The organism is Cupriavidus sp. 22TCCZM04-2 (assembly GCF_057798895.1).
In genome coordinates this window covers 123,492-138,784 of sequence record NZ_JBYOJS010000001.1, presented here as the reverse complement: position 1 = coordinate 138,784, position 15,293 = coordinate 123,492, and the positions used below count along the sequence as shown (strand labels likewise).

The following is a 15,293-nucleotide window of genomic DNA, read 5'->3' as shown; positions in this document are numbered from 1 at the left end:
GCGGTCTCCTTAGCTAGCCAGGAAGGCCGGCCACACCGGCATCTGCAGGTTGATGCCGTACACGAACGCGCCCAGGCTGATCACCACCAGGATGATCGAGTTGAGCACGGCGCCCTTCCAGCTGAATTCATGGCTGGCCATCGACGACACCAGCACCAGCGCCAGCACCGACAGCACCATGCCCAGCGGCTTGAGCATCAGGCCGAACAGCACGACAGCACCCAGGATCCACAACAGCGACTTGATATCCCAGCGGGCCAGGTGGTCCTCTTCCGCCTTGGCGGACAACGACCCCCACAGCACCAGCGCGCCCAGCAGGGCGAGCACGACGCCGAGCCAGAATGGGAAATATCCCGGGCCCATCTTGGCGGCGGTTCCCATGGAATAGCCGCGTGCGACCCAGGAAAAGCCGAATCCGACCAGGATGAACATCAGGCCGGAGGCAAAGTCCTTTTGGCTACGTATGCGCAAAATGATTCTCCTCGATAAGACTGCTTGAAATCTGCCGGGAGCCGGTGGTGCGGTGCAATACAGCTGGCGCCTGCCGGCCCTTCTCTCGGGCAGGGTGCAAGGTAAGGGTGCGACCTTTCAGCTACCTTTCAGATGTCTGCAATATTGGTCATGCTGAGGGTATCTCCTAATGAGATCGCGCTTAAAAGCGGCAAAGCGAGACTGGAGGCGGTCTGGCGGGTGATCGGACAAGAGTCCGCGCGCAGGCTTGCGAGGTGCTGCGCTATCATCAGACAGGCTCCGCCCGGCTCGGTCGGGTGGCTGTAACGACACTCGCTGTAAGGTACCGAAAGGTAGAAAGGCACCGCTTGGAAAGTGTTGACCACGTCATCCTGATTGGCGCCGTCGTGATGTCGCTGGGCATCGTGGTGGGTGCCTTCTCCGCACGCGCCGGCGTGCCGTTCCTGCTCGTGTTCCTGGCGGTGGGCATGCTGGCCGGGGTCGACGGCCCTGGCGGAATCCGCTTCTCCAATACCTGGCTCAGCTTCCTGGTCGGCAACCTCGCGCTGGCCGTGATCCTGCTCGACGGCGGGCTGCGTACCGGCTACGCGACCTTCCGCGTAGCCCTGCGGCCCTCGCTGGCGCTGGCTACCGTGGGCGTGCTGATGACGGCCGGGCTGGTCGGCCTGTTCGCGGCGTGGATCCTGGAAATCGACTGGAAGCTCGGCCTGCTGCTGGGCGCCATCGTCGGCTCCACCGACGCCGCCGCCGTGTTTTCGACGCTGCACAGCAGCGGCATCCGCCTGAAGGACCGCGTCGCGAGCGTGCTGGAGATCGAATCGGGCATTAACGACCCGATGGCGATCTTCCTGACGCTGACGCTGATGGAGTGGATTGCGGCGCCCAACGGACTGACGCCGGTGGCGCTGGCGATGCGGCTGGGCGTGCAGTTTGGCGTTGGCGCCGTGTTGGGGCTCGGACTTGGCTACTGCCTCGCCCATGTGCTTGAGCGCATCGAGGTCGCGGAAGGCCTGCACGCCATTCTGATCTGCTCCGGCGGCGCGATGATCTTTGCCATCACGCAGACCTTGAGCGGCAGTGGCTTCCTGGCGGTGTACCTGGCCGGCATGCTGGTCGGCAACCGCGAACGCGCCGTGACGTCCGACACCATGCGCGCGATGGACGGTATGGCCTGGCTGGCCCAGTCGGCCATGTTCCTGCTGCTCGGCTTGCTGGTGGCGCCGCACCGGATCTGGGAGATCGCGCTGCCCGCGATAGCTGTGGCGGCCTTCCTGATGCTGGTGGCCCGGCCGGCGTCCGTGTTCCTGGCCTTGCTGCCGTTCCGGCTGAACGTGGGCGAGAAGGGCTTTATCGCCTGGATGGGCCTGCGCGGCGCGGTGCCCATCGTGCTGTCGCTGTTTCCCTTGCTGCGCGGCTTGCCGGAGTCCGGCCTGATCTTCCGCGTGGCGTTTGCTGTGGTGCTGGCCAGCCTGCTGCTGCAAGGCACGACCGTGAAGCCGGCCGCACGCCTGGCCCGGGTGCTGCGTCCGGGGTTTCCGGAGCCGCTGGCGCGCTCGCGCCTGCGTGGGGTCCATGGGCCGACACTGGAGGTCATGCAGTTCCGCGTCAGCATCAACGCGCCGGTCGAGAACGTCCGGGCCGACCAGCTGGAGTTGCCGCCCAGGTGCCGGCTGTTGACGGTCGCCCGCGACGACGCGCTCGCGCCGCTCGACCAGACCGTGCTGCGCGCCGGCGACACGGTGGCGGTGATGGCGCCCGCCACGGTGCTGCCGCGGCTTGCGGCGCTGTTCCAGGCGCCTGGCCCGGCGCCGGCGTGGGAGCAGGTGACGCACGATTTCCTGCTCTCCGGCGACGCGTTCCTGCGCGATGTGGTGCGGCTTTACGGCGAACGGGAGCTGACGGCCGCCGAGTCGCCGCTGACGCTCGGCGATGCCATGCAGGCCAGCTTCGACTCGCCTCCCGTCGAGGGCGACAGCGTCGTGATCGCCGGCCTGCACCTGACAGCGGCGCGCATGGAAGGGCCGCGCATCATCCAGGTCGGCCTGCTGCTGCCCCGCACCGAAGGCGCGACGGGCATCCGCCGCAAGCGCCAGGCTTAACTGCTCAATCGACCTTCGCGCCCGACACGCGCACGATCTGCGCGTACTTCTTCAGCTCGCGCTGCACCAGCGCGCCGAACTGTTCCGGCGTGGTGGGCGCAGGCTGCGCGCCGATCCGGGCCAGGCGCGCCTTCATATCGTCGGTCTTCAGGATGGCGACGATGTCGTGGTTGAGGCGGTCGACAATCTCGCGCGGGGTGTTGGCCGGCGCGAACACGCCGAACCACGTGGAGATATCAAAACCTTCGAGCCCCAGGCCCTTCCCGGCTTCCGCGATGGTCGGCAGTTCCGGGAACGCCGCCGCGCGGCTGGCGGTGGTCACCGCGAACGCCCTGAGCTTGCCGGCCTTGATATTGGCCGAGGCCGAGGCCAGGTTGTCGAAGATCAGGTCGGTCTGCCCCGACAGCACCGACAGCTGCGCGGGCGATGCGCCGTTGTACGGGATATGGACCATGCTGACCTTCGCCATGCTCTTGAACAACTCGCCCGAAAGGTGGCCGGCGCTGCCGTTGCCGCCGGACGCGTAGTCCAGCTTGCCGGGGTGCTTGCGCGCGTACTCGACCAGCTCGCGCACATTGTTGATATGCAGCTCCGCGGCCTTGCCCGGATGCATCACCAGCACATTGGGCACGTCCGCCACCAGCGTGACCGGCGCGAAATCCTTCACCGGGTCATAGGGCATCTTGCTGAACAGCGTCGGGTTGATGGCGTGCGTGGCCACCGCGCCCATCACGATGGTGTAGCCGTCGGCCGGCTGCTTGGCGACGTAGTCCGCGCCAAGATTGCCGCCGGCGCCCGGCTTGTTCTCGACCACGACCGGCTGCCCGAGGCTGTCGCGCAGCTTCTCGCCGATGGCGCGCGCCACCGTGTCGAGCGGGCCGCCGGCCGGGTAGGGCACCACGAACTTGACCGGCTTGGTCGGATAGGCGGCCGGGGTGGCTGCGATGGCGGCTGCGGCCGGCAGCATGGCCGCGACGACAGTGGCGGCGAGCAGTTTCTTCAGCATGACGATTTCAGGGGACACGAAAACAGGTTTGCAGCGCCTTACCTGGCCCCGATGCCGCGCGCCATCATCACGGCGCACAGGGGCAGCAGGATCACCAGGTGGGCTTCGATCATGACCCAGCGGCGGGCCTTCTTGATCTCGGATGGCGATGGAACGAAATCGGGCAGCTTGCGGCTCTGCTTGCGCCAGCGAGCGATCGCGAACGTCGGCGGCAGCGAGCACAGCGCGATGATGACGAACACCGTCACCTTGGCGTGGAACCACGGGTTGTGCAGGTAAAAGTCGGCGCCCTTGGCGCCGTAGAACAGGCGCAACAGGCCGGTCGCCAGCACCGCAAGCGCGGACGCGAAATACACGCCATCGTAGATCGACAGCCGGCGCACCGTGGCTGGCGTGATATCGGGGCGCAGCACCACGGCCTCGGCGGCCATCAGCGTGATCAGCAGGAAGATGGCCAGGAAGTGGAAGAAGGCCAGCAGGGCATCGGTCAGCATGGAGTCTCCGGGTGGGTCCACCGACGTGAACAGTCGGGGCCCCAGACCCGCTGGGGCATCGGGCGCAGGCAGTGCCGGCCGCGCGGAACAGCTTCGGGGGACGACTGATCAACAACTGCTTGCGCCGGTTCCGGCGCAAGTGGCTCTTATACCACGCCCTTGGCGCGCAGGACCGCGATCTGTTCGGCGCTATAGCCGAGCGACTCGGTCAGCACCGTGTCGGTGTGCTCGCCGAGCAGCGGTGGATGGCGCAGCGCCTCGGGCGGCGTGACGCTCATCTTGATCGGGCTGCCCACCAGCTTGACCTCGCCGGCGCTCGGGTGGGGCAGGTCCACGCGCAGGCCGCGTGCCTTGACCTGCTCGTCCTCGAACACTTCGTCGAGCGAGTTGATCGGCCCGCATGGCACGCCGGCCGCTTCCAGGTCGCTGATCCACTGCGCGCGGGTGCGCGTGCGGACCATCTCGGCCAGGATCGGCACCAGCACGTCACGGTTGGCCACGCGCTGCGGGTTGGTGGCAAAGCGCGGATCGTCTGCCAGTTCCGGCTGGCCGCCGTCGTTGACGAACTTGCGGAACTGCCCGTCGTTGCCGACCGCGACGATCAGCCAGCCGTCGGCCGCCTGGAAAGTCTGGTAGGGCACGATGTTCGGGTGCGCATTGCCCCAGCGGCGCGGCGCCTGGCCGCTGGCCAGGTAGTTGGTGTTCATGTTGGCGAGCATCGCCACCTGCACGTCGAGCAGGGCCATGTCGATGTACTGGCCTTCGCCCGTGCGCTCGCGGTGCGCCAGCGCGGCCAGCACGGCGATGGTGGCGTACTGGCCGGTCATCAGGTCGGAAATGGCCACGCCGGCCTTCTGCGGACCGCCGCCCGGCAGGTCGTCGCGCTCGCCGGTCAGGCTCATGAAACCGCCCATGCCCTGGATGATGAAGTCGTAGCCGGGCCGGGCCGCATACGGGCCGCTCTGGCCAAAGCCGGTTACCGAGCAGTAGATGATGTCCGGCTTGACCGCCTTCAGCGATTCGTAGTCCAGGCCGTATTTCTTCAGCTGTCCGACCTTGTAGTTCTCGAGCACCACATCGCTCTGGGCGGCCAGTTCGCGCACCAGCTTCTGGCCTTCGGGCGACGAGATGTCGCACGTCACGGAGCGCTTGTTGCGGTTGGCGGCCAGGTAGTAGGCGGCTTCCGCGGTGTCGCTGCCGTCCTCGGCCTTGAGCCACGGCGGTCCCCAGGTGCGGGTGTCGTCGCCGGCGCCGGGCCGCTCGATCTTGATGACGTCAGCGCCGAAATCGGCAAGGTTCTGGGCGCACCACGGCCCCGCAAGGACACGGGTCAGGTCGAGAACGCGAAGATGGCTTAAGGCTCCCATGGCAGTGAGGGCGCTCCGGATGCAGGGTGTAAAGGGGGATTGCCGGACCGGCGGCATGGCCGGCGCAGGCAGCCTGCAATGTACCACCGGGGTCCGCGCGGGCGCGTTCTAGGGTGCCTTATGCGACGCTTAACTCCACCGGAAATGGGCGATAGCCGGCCGGCTCGGGGTCGCTCTGTCCTGCTCGGCTGCCATGTCCTTTTGCAGCTGGCTTGCCCGTATAATCAACGGTTTGCAAATCCAACACTGATTCGTCGCGCCCTGCACGCCGCGGGCAGCGTCCGCCATCCCATGAAAGTCTCCGACATTCGCAGCAAGTTCCTGCAGTACTTCGAATCGAAGGGCCATACCGTGGTCCGCTCGTCCAGCCTGGTGCCGGCGAACGACCCGACGCTGCTGTTCACCAATTCCGGCATGGTGCAGTTCAAGGACGTGTTCCTCGGCACCGACAAGCGCCCGTACAGCCGCGCCACCTCGGCGCAGCGTTCGGTGCGTGCCGGCGGCAAGCACAATGACCTCGAGAACGTGGGCTACACCGCCCGCCACCATACGTTCTTCGAGATGCTGGGCAACTTCTCGTTCGGCGACTACTTCAAGCGCGAAGCCATCCAGTACGCGTGGGAACTGCTGACCAAGGTCTACCAGCTGCCGGCGGAAAAGCTGTGGGTGACGGTCTACGCCGAGGATGACGAGGCCTACGACATCTGGGCCAAGGAAGTCGGCGTGCCGGCCGAGCGCATCGTGCGCATCGGTGACAACAAGGGCGCGCGCTACGCCTCGGACAACTTCTGGCAGATGGCCGACACCGGCCCGTGCGGCCCATGCTCGGAAATCTTCTTCGACCACGGCCCGGACGTGTGGGGCGGCCCGCCGGGATCGCCCGAGGAAGACGGCGACCGCTACATCGAGGTGTGGAACCTGGTGTTCATGCAGTTCAACCGCGACGAGCAGGGCACCATGACGCCGCTGCCCAAGCCGTGTGTGGACACCGGCATGGGCCTGGAGCGCATTGCCGCGGTGCTGCAGCATGTGCACAGCAACTACGAGATCGACCTGTTCCAGGCGCTCATCAAGGCCGCCGGTCGTGAAACGCATTGCGACAACCTGAACCAGAACTCGCTGAAGGTCATCGCCGACCATATCCGCGCGTGCTCGTTCCTGATCGTCGACGGCGTGATTCCCGGCAACGAAGGCCGCGGCTACGTGCTGCGCCGTATCGTGCGCCGCGCCATCCGCCACGGCTACAAGCTGGGCCAGAAGACCCCGTTCTTCCACAAGCTGGTGGCCGACCTGGTCGCGCAGATGGGCCAGGCCTATCCGGAACTGGCGGAAGCCCAGGGCCGCGTGACCGAAGTGCTGAAGGCCGAGGAAGAGCGCTTCTTCGAGACCATCGAGAACGGCATGTCGATCCTCGATGCCGCGCTGGCCGAGCTGAAGCTCAAGGGCGGCAAGACGCTCGACGGCGAACTGGCATTCAAGCTGCACGACACCTTCGGCTTCCCGCTGGACCTGACGCAGGACGTCTGCCGCGAGCAGGAAATCGCCGTGGACGAGGCCGCGTTCGACGCCGCCATGAATCGCCAGCGCGAGCAGGCCCGCGCCGCCGGCAAGTTCAAAATGGCGGCAGGCCTGGAGTACTCGGGCGACAAGACCGTGTTCCACGGCTACGAGACGCTGGAACTGCCGCAGGCCAAGGTCATCGCGCTGTATGTGGACGGCGCCGCGGTCGACGCCATGCAACCGGGCCAGACCGGCGTGGTGGTGCTCGACAACACGCCGTTCTACGCGGAATCCGGCGGTCAGGCGGGCGACCAAGGCGTGCTGAAGGCCGGCAATGCCGTGTTCGCCGTCGCTGACACGACCAAGATCCAGGCTGAAGTGTTCGGCCATCAGGGCACGCTGGAAGGCGGCGCGCTGAAGGTGGGCGACGCCGTGCAGCCGCAGGTGGATGCACTGCGCCGCGCGCGCACCGTGCGCAACCACTCGGCCACGCACCTGATGCACAAGGCGCTGCGCGAAGTGCTGGGCAGCCACGTGCAGCAGAAGGGCTCGCTGGTCGATGCCGACAAGACCCGCTTCGACTTTTCGCACAACGCGCCGATGACGGACGAGCAGATCCGCCGCGTCGAAGAGATCGTCAACGCCGAGATCCTTAGCAACCAGGACACGCATGCCGAAGTCATGCCGTTCGATGACGCGGTCAAGAGTGGCGCCATGGCGTTGTTCGGCGAGAAGTACGCCGATGACGTGCGCGTGCTGTCGATCGGTACTTCAAAGGAACTGTGCGGCGGCACCCACGTGCACCGTACCGGCGACATCGGCCTGTTCAAGATCGTGGTGGAAGGGGGTGTGGCCGCCGGCATCCGCCGCGTGGAAGCGATCACCGGCGACAACGCGCTGCATTACCTGCAGAAGCTCGACGCCAAGCTGAACGAAGCCGCCGCCGCGCTGAAGGCCCAGCCTTCGGAACTGGTGCCGCGCATCGGCCAGGTGCAGGAACAGGTCCGCGCGCTGGAGAAGGAGCTGGAGCGCCTGAAGAGCAAGCTGGCTTCCTCGCAGGGCGATGAGCTGGCCGCGCAGGCGGTCGACGTGAAGGGCCTCAAGGTGCTGGCCGCCCAGCTCGACGGCGCTGACGTGAAGACGTTGCGCGAGACCATGGACAAGCTCAAGGACAAGCTGCAGAGCGCGGCCATTGTGCTGGCGGCGGTGGCCGATGGCAAGGTCAGCCTGATCGCTGGTGTCACGGCCGATGCCACGGGCAAGGTGAAGGCGGGCGAGCTGGTCAACTTTGTCGCGCAGCAGGTCGGCGGCAAGGGCGGTGGTCGTCCTGATATGGCGCAGGCTGGTGGTACCGATCCGGCCAATCTGCCGCAGGCGCTGTCCGGCGTGGCGGAGTGGGTGTCGGCGAAGGTTTGAGGGTTTCCCGACTTTGACAAAAGGGCGCTTCGGCGCCTTTTTGTCGCTTTTGGAACTGGCCTGCGGCACGCCTCCCGCACCACGAGCCCGGGTTTGAGCTAGCCCCGCCCCTCGGAATCCGCCGCCGTCTTGCCCATCAACGCCGACAACAAATCCATCGGCAGCGGAAACACAATGGTCGAACTCTTGTCCCCCGCAATCTGCGTCAGCGTCTGCAGATACCGCAACTGCATGGCCTGAGGCTGGCGTGACAGCATCCGGGCAGCCTCCAGCAATTTCTCCGAAGCCTGCAGCTCGCCTTCCGCATGGATCACCTTGGCGCGCCGCTCGCGCTCGGCCTCGGCCTGACGTGCAATCGCGCGGATCATGGTTTCGTTCAGGTCGACGTGCTTGATCTCGACGTTGGACACCTTGATGCCCCAGCCGTCCGTCTGCGCATCCAGCGCCTGCTGGATGTCGAGATTGAGCTTCTCTCGCTCGGCCAGCATTTCATCCAGCTCATGCTTGCCCAGCACCGAGCGCAGCGTGGTCTGCGCAAGCTGGCTGGTGGCCTCGAGGAAGTTTGCCACCTGGATGATGGCGCGCTCGGGATCCACCACGCGGAAGTAGACCACCGCGTTGACCTTCACTGAAACGTTGTCGCGCGAAATCACATCCTGCGGGGGCACGTCCATCACCACGGTGCGCAGGTCCACCCTGACCATCTGCTGCACGGCCGGAATCAGCAGTACCAGTCCCGGACCCTTGACCCGCCAGAAGCGCCCGAGCATGAACACCACGCCGCGCTCATATTCGCGCAGCACGCGGAACGCCATGATCACCAGCAATGCCAGCAGGAAGATCACACCGCCGAAGCTGAATCCGTAGGCCATGGTCAGGCTCCCTTGTCTGGCACCGGTTGGTTGGGCGGCGCGACGCGCGGCGGGGCGTTGCCAGCTGCGACCACCTCGAGCAGCAGGCCGTGCCGTGCGGTGACGAGCACCGGCGTGCCGCGCGCCAGCGGCCTCGCGCTGCGCACCCGCCAGTTCTCGCCGCGCACCTGGGCCCAACCTTCCTCATGCAGGTCGTCGAGCACTTCGCCGCGGCTGCCCACCAGGGTATCGGCGCCGCTGACCACGGGCCGCCGGCGCGCGCGCAGCAGCATGGCCGACATGCCGAACAGGAACAGGGCCGATATGGCCGACAGCGTGGCGATCAGGGCGATCGGCACGCCGAATCCAGGAACCTCGGTGTCGATCAGCATGACGGCGCCAAAGGCAAACGCGACGATGCCGCCCACGCCCAGCGTGCCGAACGAGGGCAGGAACAACTCGGCCACCATGCAGCCGATGCCCAGCGCGATCAGCCCCAGCCCCGCATAGTTGACCGGCAGCATATGCAGGGCGAACGCCGCGACCAGCAGGCAGATGGCGCCGGCCACGCCGGGCACGACCATGCCGGGTGTCGAGAATTCGAAGATCAGGCCGTAGATGCCGATCATCATCAGGATCAGCGCCACGCTGGGGTCGGTGATCACGGCCAGGAAGCGGCTGCGCCAGTCGGGTTCAAGCGTGACGATCGTGGCGTGGCTGGTCTGCAGCGCGCGCTCGGCGCCTGCCGCTGTCACGCGCTTGCCGTTTACCTGGCGGAGCAGATCGGGCAGGTCCGTGGCCACCATGTCCGCCACGTGCTGCGCCACGGCTTCGTTCGCGGACAGGCTGACGGCTTCGCGCACCGCGCGCTCGGCCCATTCGGCATTGCGGCCGCGCAATTGCGCGAGGCCGCGGATGTAGGCCGAGGCATCGTGCATCTGCTTGCGAGTCATGGTGTCCTGTGCCGCGGGCTCGCTGGCGGGCGACGAGGCCGGCGAGGGGGTGGGGAGCGCCTCCGGCTTCTGTGGGCCGCCGATGCCGATCTGCACGGGGCTGGCCGCGCCCAGATTGGTGCCGGGCGCCATCGCCGCGATATGGCTGGCGTACAGGATGTAGGTGCCGGCGCTCGCGGCACGCGCACCACCGGGAAAGACATAGCTGGCCACCGGCACGGGCGAGGCCAGGATCGCCTGGATGATCTCGCGCATCGACAGGTCGAGCCCGCCGGGCGTGTCCATTTCCAGCACGACAAGCTGGGCGTTGCCCTGGCGCGCGCGTTCCATGCCGCGCATCACGAAGCCCGCGCTGGCCGGGCCGATGGCGCCCTTGAGCGGAATGACATACACGGGACCGGCACCTGCGCCGGCCGTGGCCGGGACAGGGCCGGGCGGCGCCGCTGCCAGCACCGCGAGCGCGAAGCCGGCCAGGAGCAATCCGATATAAAGCCATGGGTGCGCGAGGCGCGCAATGGCGAATCTCATCGCAAAGGGCGTGGCACAGGGGGTGCCATGGTGGCGCCACATTCAGTGTAGGCGACCGGGCACATCCTGCACGCCTGCGCCGCGCCTGTTGAATCAGGCCGCAGCGGGCAGGGGTGGGTTGCCGGCCGGTGCGCCAGGCACCGGCAGGGCCTGGACGAGCGCGTCGAGCGCCGCGCTGGCCATGGCCGGATGCCAGGCCAGCAACGTGCGCACGCGGCCAGCGTCGCCCAGCCCGTGCACGCTGATCGCGGGCAGGTCTCGATACAGGCCAAGCACCGAGCGCGGCACGATGGCGGCGCCGATGCCCGCCGCCGCGCAGGCGACGATGGTGTGGTAGGACCCCAGTTCCAGCACGCGAGGCGGCGCGCCGCCGCCCGCCGCGTGCCAGGCTTCGAGCCGCGCGCGGTAATTGCAGCCCGGCTCGAACCCAAGCAGCGTGGCGGTTTCCAGGTCGGCGGCGCTGCGGATCGGGCGGTGGCCGGCGCGCGCGATCACGACAAGCTCCTCCTCGAAAGCGGGCCGCGATGCCAGCGCTGGGTTGTCGAGCGGCTCGGCCACGAAGGCGCAGTCGGCGTCGAAGCGCTCCAGTGCCTCGAACGCCTGGCGGGTCGTGAGCGTGACCAGCTCGAGCCGGACCTCCGGCCAGGCCTGGTGATAGGCGGCCAGTATGGCCGGCAGCCGGCTGGCGGCGGTGCTTTCCATCGACGCGATGCGCAGTCGTCCGTGCGGGCGTGATGGCAGCACCGCGTGGCGCGCCTCTTCGGCCAGGCGCAGCATGCGGCAGGCGTAGTCGAACAGCGTCTGCCCGGCCGGCGTGAGTACCATGCGCTTGCCGTCGCGCAGGAACAGCTCGACCCCGAGCGATTCCTCCAACTGGCGAATGCGCGTGGTGACGTTGGATTGCACGCGGTGCAGGCGTTCGGCGGCGCGCGTGACGCCGCCTGCCTCCACCACCGTGCGGAAGATTTCAAGCGTGGCGAGGTCCATGGCGGCTCCGATGGGGGGTCTCTCTAGTCATCTCAAACGAAGATGAGCGGCATCTAAATAATTCATTTTTGAAGATGATCGTCAAGGCGTAGCATAGGTGAATCCAGGCGGGTTTGCCACCGGCCGCGACACAGGGAACGACAACATGCCCCATGCGAATATCAAGCTGAGCCCGACACCGGCGACCGGCGCCGAGGCGCACCGGGTGCGGCGCGAGCCGGGAGCCTGGGCAATTGCGCTGGCCGGGCTGGCCGCGCTGGCCGTGGTCATGGGGATCGGCCGCTTCGCCTTCACGCCGCTGCTGCCGATGATGCTGCGCGACGGCACGGTCACCCTGCATGAGGGCGGCTGGCTGGCCACGCTGAACTACATCGGCTATTTCGTGGGCGCCGCGGTCTGCCTGTTCATCCGGCCCGCTCCGGCGCGCATGATCCGGCTCGGGCTGGTGGCCACGGTCTTGCTGACACTCGGCATGGCACTGCCGGGCGGCATGCCGGCGTGGTCGCTGTGGCGCGCGGCCGCGGGCGTGGCGAGTGCGCTGGTCATGGTCTACACCGCGGGCTGGTGCATGCAGCGGCTCGCGGAACTAGGGCAGCCGGCGCTGGGCGGGCTGATCTTCTGCGGGCCGGGCCTCGGCATCGTGGTCACGGGCGTCTCGGTGTTTGCCATGGTCGGCGCCGGCTGGCATGCGGTGGCGGGGTGGATCGCCTTCACGGTGATGGCCGCCGTGCTGGTGCTGGCGGTATGGCGCATCTTCACCCCCGGCGACGGTGCGCCGCATGCTGACGCCACGCGCCCGGAAACCCATCCTGCCCATGGCGCGCGGCTCGGCGGCGAGGCCTGGGCGCTGACGCTGGCCTATGGCCTGGCCGGATTCGGCTACATCATCACCGCGACCTTCCTGCCCGTGATCGCGCGGCAGGCAATGCCCGGCTCGGTGTGGGCCGACCTGTTCTGGCCGGTCTTCGGGGCTGGTGTGTCGATCGGCGCGTTCCTGGCCACGCGCGTCGGCATGGCACACGATAACCGCCGCCTGCTTGCGTGGTCCTACGCCATGCAGGCGCTGGGTGTCGCGATCGCCGTGGTGTTCCCGACGGTTGCCGGATTTGCCGTCAGCAGCCTGCTCGCGGGCCTGCCATTCACCGCGCTGGTGTCGTTTGCGATGCGCGAGGCGCGCCGTTTGTGGGGGCCGCAGGCGCCCCGCCTGATGGGCCTGATGACCGCGTCCTACGGACTTGGGCAGATCGCCGGGCCGCCGCTGGCGACAGCGCTGGTGGCGCGATCGGGCGGCTTTGCCAGCTCGCTCGCCTGCGCCTCGGCCGCCTTGCTGGCCGGTGCCGTGATGTTCGTCTGGATGCGCCGCGCATGGCCGATGCAGGCGCCGCGGCAGACTGCGCTACAGTAACGCCTTCGCCGCCCTTTTGCGGATTCCCAGATTCACCAAGCCGGGACCACACCGGCACCACGAACACCGGGCGGCGCTGGAGCGACCCCCCATGTCTTTTTCATTGCAGCCGGCGCGTGCCGCCGGCGCACCCAGTCCCACTACGCCAGAAGAGCAGCGCGTCCGCGTAGACCTGGCCGCCGCCTATCGGCTGTCGGCCCTGCAGGGCTGGGATGACCTGATCTACACGCACATTTCGGCCACGGTGCCCGGTGAGCCGGATCACTTCCTGATCAATCCGTTCGGCTTCGCCTTCGAGGAGATCCGCGCCTCGGACCTCGTCAAGATCAATGGCCGCGGCGAGGTGGTCGGCGAAACGTTGCATCCGGTCAACGTGACCGGCTTCGCGCTGCACGGCGCCGTTCATGTGGCGCGTGCGGACGCCATGTGCGTCATGCACCTGCACAACACCGCTGGCATTGCCGTCTCCGCGCAGGCGGAGGGGCTGCTGCCGTTGTCCCAGCATGCCATGCGCTTCCATGGCCGCATTGCGTACCACGACTACGAGGGGCTCGCGTTCTCGCCGGCGGAGGGTTCGCGGCTGACGGCATCGCTGGGCCAGCAGCAGGCCATGCTGCTGCGTAATCACGGCACACTGACCGTCGGCCGCACCGTCGCCGAAGCCTATGTGCTGATGGCGACGCTGATCAAGGCCTGCGAGATCCAGATCGGTGCACAGGCTGGCGGCCGGCTGGTGCGGCCTGCGCCTGGCGTGGCCGACAAGGCGTCCGAACAGCTCTACGACAACGGCGCCATCGAAGGCGCGCTGGAGTGGCCGGCGCTGCTGCGCAAACTCGATAGAATCGATCCCTCATATCGGGACTGATCGTCCCTGTTCACCCGATCCCACTACACGCAAAGACAACACAAGGAGCCATCCATGCCGACTTTCCACGTAGAGATGTTTGAAGGCCGCACCGTCGAGCAGAAACGCAAATTCGTCGAGGCCGTGACGCGCGTCACCTGCGAGACGCTGGGCTGCACCGCTTCGGCGGTCGACATCATCATCACCGACGTCAAGCGCGAGAACTGGGCCACCGGCGGCGAGCTGTGGTCCGACAAGCCGTAATCCTCGATACGCCATAGCCCAGATGACCATGCAGCATTTCGCCTCGGACAACTACGCCGGCTTTTGCCCGGAATCCCTGAAGTATTTCCTGGAGGCCAACGGCACCGGCCATGAACAGGCCTACGGCGACGACTCCTGGACGCAAAAAGTCTGCGACCGGATCCGCGACCTGTTCCAGACCGATTGCGAAGTGTTCTTCGTCTTCAACGGCACCGCGGCCAATTCGCTGGCGTTGTCGGCGCTGTGCCAGTCGTACCATTCGGTCATCTGCCACGAGCTGGCGCATATCGAGACCGACGAGTGCGGCGGGCCGGAGTTCTTCTCCAACGGCTCGAAGCTGCTGACCGCGCCGGGCGAGAACGGCAAGCTCACGGCCGATGCGGTCGAGGCGCTGGTTACGCGGCGCTCGGACATCCACTACCCGAAGCCCAAGGTGGTGTCGCTGACGCAGTCCACCGAGGTCGGCACGGTCTATACGGTGGAAGAGGTGCGCGCGATTGCCGCCATCGCCAAGCGCCGGCAGCTTCGCGTGCATATGGACGGCGCGCGTTTCGCCAACGCGGTGGCCTCGCTCGGTGTGCATCCGTCCGAGATCACGTGGCGCGCCGGCGTCGATGTGCTGTGCTTCGGCGGCACCAAGAACGGCTTGCCGGTGGGCGAGGCGGTGGTGTTCTTCGACCGGCGCCTGGCCGAGGACTTTGCCTATCGCGTCAAGCAAGCCGGGCAGCTTGCATCGAAGATGCGTTTCATTTCGGCGCCGTGGCTCGGGCTGCTGGAAAACGATGTCTGGTTGTCGAACGCCCGCCACGCCAACGCCATGGCGCAGCTGCTGCAGTCACGCATCGCCGACATTCCCGGTGTGCGCATCATGTTTCCGACCGAGTCCAATGCCGTGTTTGCCGAGCTGCCATTGCCGGCGATCGAAGCGCTGCGCGCGAAAGGCTGGCGCTTCTATACGTTCATCGGCGCGGGCGGCTGCCGCTTCATGTGCGCGTGGGACCTGCAGCCGGAGACCGTCGAGGCCCTGGCGGCCGATCTGCGCGCGGCCTGCGCCGCCTGCTGAAACGAGCCGGCAGGCGTAAGATACCGGGCGGTAGCAGAACATAAC

13 protein-coding genes are annotated in these 15,293 nt (G+C 67.2%); 6 read left to right on the top strand and 7 right to left on the bottom strand.

Going from position 1 to position 15,293, the window contains the following annotated elements; translation table 11 throughout:
• Positions 1-9: 9 nt before the first annotated feature.
• Positions 10-471, bottom strand: a complete 462-nt coding sequence (locus tag AC3FKG_RS00600) for a tripartite tricarboxylate transporter TctB family protein (protein WP_483708821.1) — start codon at positions 469-471, stop codon at positions 10-12.
• Between the two features lie 347 nt (positions 472-818).
• Here AC3FKG_RS00600 and AC3FKG_RS00595 point away from each other — a divergent pair, with 347 nt between their 5' ends.
• On the top strand, positions 819-2,570 hold the full coding sequence (locus tag AC3FKG_RS00595) for a potassium/proton antiporter (RefSeq protein WP_488742155.1): 1,752 nt from the start codon (positions 819-821) through the stop codon (positions 2,568-2,570).
• Positions 2,571-2,574: 4 nt separating this feature from the next.
• Here AC3FKG_RS00595 and AC3FKG_RS00590 read toward each other — a convergent pair whose 3' ends face one another.
• The 3 genes from AC3FKG_RS00590 to AC3FKG_RS00580 form a co-directional block, all read right to left on the bottom strand.
• Entirely contained in the window at positions 2,575-3,576 is a 1,002-nt protein-coding gene (locus tag AC3FKG_RS00590; protein WP_483708819.1) for a tripartite tricarboxylate transporter substrate binding protein, read from the bottom strand.
• A 38-nt stretch (positions 3,577-3,614) separates the two neighbouring features.
• Positions 3,615-4,070, bottom strand: a complete 456-nt coding sequence (locus AC3FKG_RS00585; protein WP_483708818.1) for a DUF2214 family protein — start codon at positions 4,068-4,070, stop codon at positions 3,615-3,617.
• A 146-nt stretch (positions 4,071-4,216) separates the two neighbouring features.
• Positions 4,217-5,437, bottom strand: coding sequence for a CaiB/BaiF CoA transferase family protein (locus AC3FKG_RS00580; protein WP_483708817.1), 1,221 nt, complete (start codon positions 5,435-5,437; stop codon positions 4,217-4,219).
• A 291-nt stretch (positions 5,438-5,728) separates the two neighbouring features.
• Here AC3FKG_RS00580 and alaS point away from each other — a divergent pair, with 291 nt between their 5' ends.
• A complete protein-coding gene (alaS, locus tag AC3FKG_RS00575) occupies positions 5,729-8,353 on the top strand; it encodes an alanine--tRNA ligase (protein WP_483708815.1) in 2,625 nt (874 codons plus the stop codon).
• Positions 8,354-8,451: 98 nt separating this feature from the next.
• On the opposite strand, the gene AC3FKG_RS00570 is transcribed toward alaS, so the two are convergent.
• The 3 genes from AC3FKG_RS00570 to AC3FKG_RS00560 form a co-directional block, all read right to left on the bottom strand.
• Positions 8,452-9,225: a slipin family protein gene (locus tag AC3FKG_RS00570; RefSeq protein ID WP_483708814.1), complete on the bottom strand. Its 774-nt coding sequence runs from the start codon at positions 9,223-9,225 to the stop codon at positions 8,452-8,454.
• 2 nt (positions 9,226-9,227) lie between these two features.
• On the bottom strand, positions 9,228-10,685 hold the full coding sequence (locus AC3FKG_RS00565) for an NfeD family protein (protein WP_488742154.1): 1,458 nt from the start codon (positions 10,683-10,685) through the stop codon (positions 9,228-9,230).
• A 93-nt stretch (positions 10,686-10,778) separates the two neighbouring features.
• A complete protein-coding gene (locus tag AC3FKG_RS00560; RefSeq protein WP_488742153.1) occupies positions 10,779-11,672 on the bottom strand; it encodes a LysR family transcriptional regulator in 894 nt (297 codons plus the stop codon).
• A gap of 145 nt (positions 11,673-11,817) precedes the next feature.
• On the opposite strand from AC3FKG_RS00560, the gene AC3FKG_RS00555 reads away from it, so the two are divergent.
• From AC3FKG_RS00555 to AC3FKG_RS00540, 4 genes are all read left to right on the top strand, one after another.
• On the top strand, positions 11,818-13,077 hold the full coding sequence (locus AC3FKG_RS00555) for a YbfB/YjiJ family MFS transporter (RefSeq protein WP_488742152.1): 1,260 nt from the start codon (positions 11,818-11,820) through the stop codon (positions 13,075-13,077).
• Positions 13,078-13,168: 91 nt separating this feature from the next.
• The gene (locus AC3FKG_RS00550) at positions 13,169-13,942 is read left to right on the top strand and encodes a class II aldolase/adducin family protein (RefSeq protein ID WP_488742151.1); all 774 of its coding nucleotides are present in this window, start codon (positions 13,169-13,171) and stop codon (positions 13,940-13,942) included.
• Positions 13,943-13,996: 54 nt separating this feature from the next.
• Positions 13,997-14,185 carry a 4-oxalocrotonate tautomerase gene (locus AC3FKG_RS00545; RefSeq protein WP_483708808.1) on the top strand — a complete coding sequence of 63 codons (189 nt, stop codon included), beginning with the start codon at positions 13,997-13,999 and terminating at the stop codon, positions 14,183-14,185.
• 28 nt (positions 14,186-14,213) lie between these two features.
• Entirely contained in the window at positions 14,214-15,248 is a 1,035-nt protein-coding gene (locus tag AC3FKG_RS00540; RefSeq protein WP_483708807.1) for a threonine aldolase family protein, read from the top strand.
• Positions 15,249-15,293 lie beyond the last annotated feature (45 nt).

Bases quoted from the DNA above. Each gene is read 5' to 3' on its own strand.
- AC3FKG_RS00590 (WP_483708819.1), bottom strand. From the start codon at position 3,576: ATGCTGAAGAAACTGCTCGCCGCCACTGTCGTCGCGGCCATGCTGCCG.
- AC3FKG_RS00585 (WP_483708818.1), bottom strand. From the start codon at position 4,070: ATGCTGACCGATGCCCTGCTGGCCTTCTTCCACTTCCTGGCCATCTTC.
- AC3FKG_RS00580 (WP_483708817.1), bottom strand. From the start codon at position 5,437: ATGGGAGCCTTAAGCCATCTTCGCGTTCTCGACCTGACCCGTGTCCTT.
- alaS (WP_483708815.1), top strand. From the start codon at position 5,729: ATGAAAGTCTCCGACATTCGCAGCAAGTTCCTGCAGTACTTCGAATCG.
- AC3FKG_RS00570 (WP_483708814.1), bottom strand. From the start codon at position 9,225: ATGGCCTACGGATTCAGCTTCGGCGGTGTGATCTTCCTGCTGGCATTG.
- AC3FKG_RS00565 (WP_488742154.1), bottom strand. From the start codon at position 10,685: ATGAGATTCGCCATTGCGCGCCTCGCGCACCCATGGCTTTATATCGGA.
- AC3FKG_RS00560 (WP_488742153.1), bottom strand. From the start codon at position 11,672: ATGGACCTCGCCACGCTTGAAATCTTCCGCACGGTGGTGGAGGCAGGC.
- AC3FKG_RS00555 (WP_488742152.1), top strand. From the start codon at position 11,818: ATGCCCCATGCGAATATCAAGCTGAGCCCGACACCGGCGACCGGCGCC.
- AC3FKG_RS00550 (WP_488742151.1), top strand. From the start codon at position 13,169: ATGTCTTTTTCATTGCAGCCGGCGCGTGCCGCCGGCGCACCCAGTCCC.
- AC3FKG_RS00545 (WP_483708808.1), top strand. From the start codon at position 13,997: ATGCCGACTTTCCACGTAGAGATGTTTGAAGGCCGCACCGTCGAGCAG.
- AC3FKG_RS00540 (WP_483708807.1), top strand. From the start codon at position 14,214: ATGCAGCATTTCGCCTCGGACAACTACGCCGGCTTTTGCCCGGAATCC.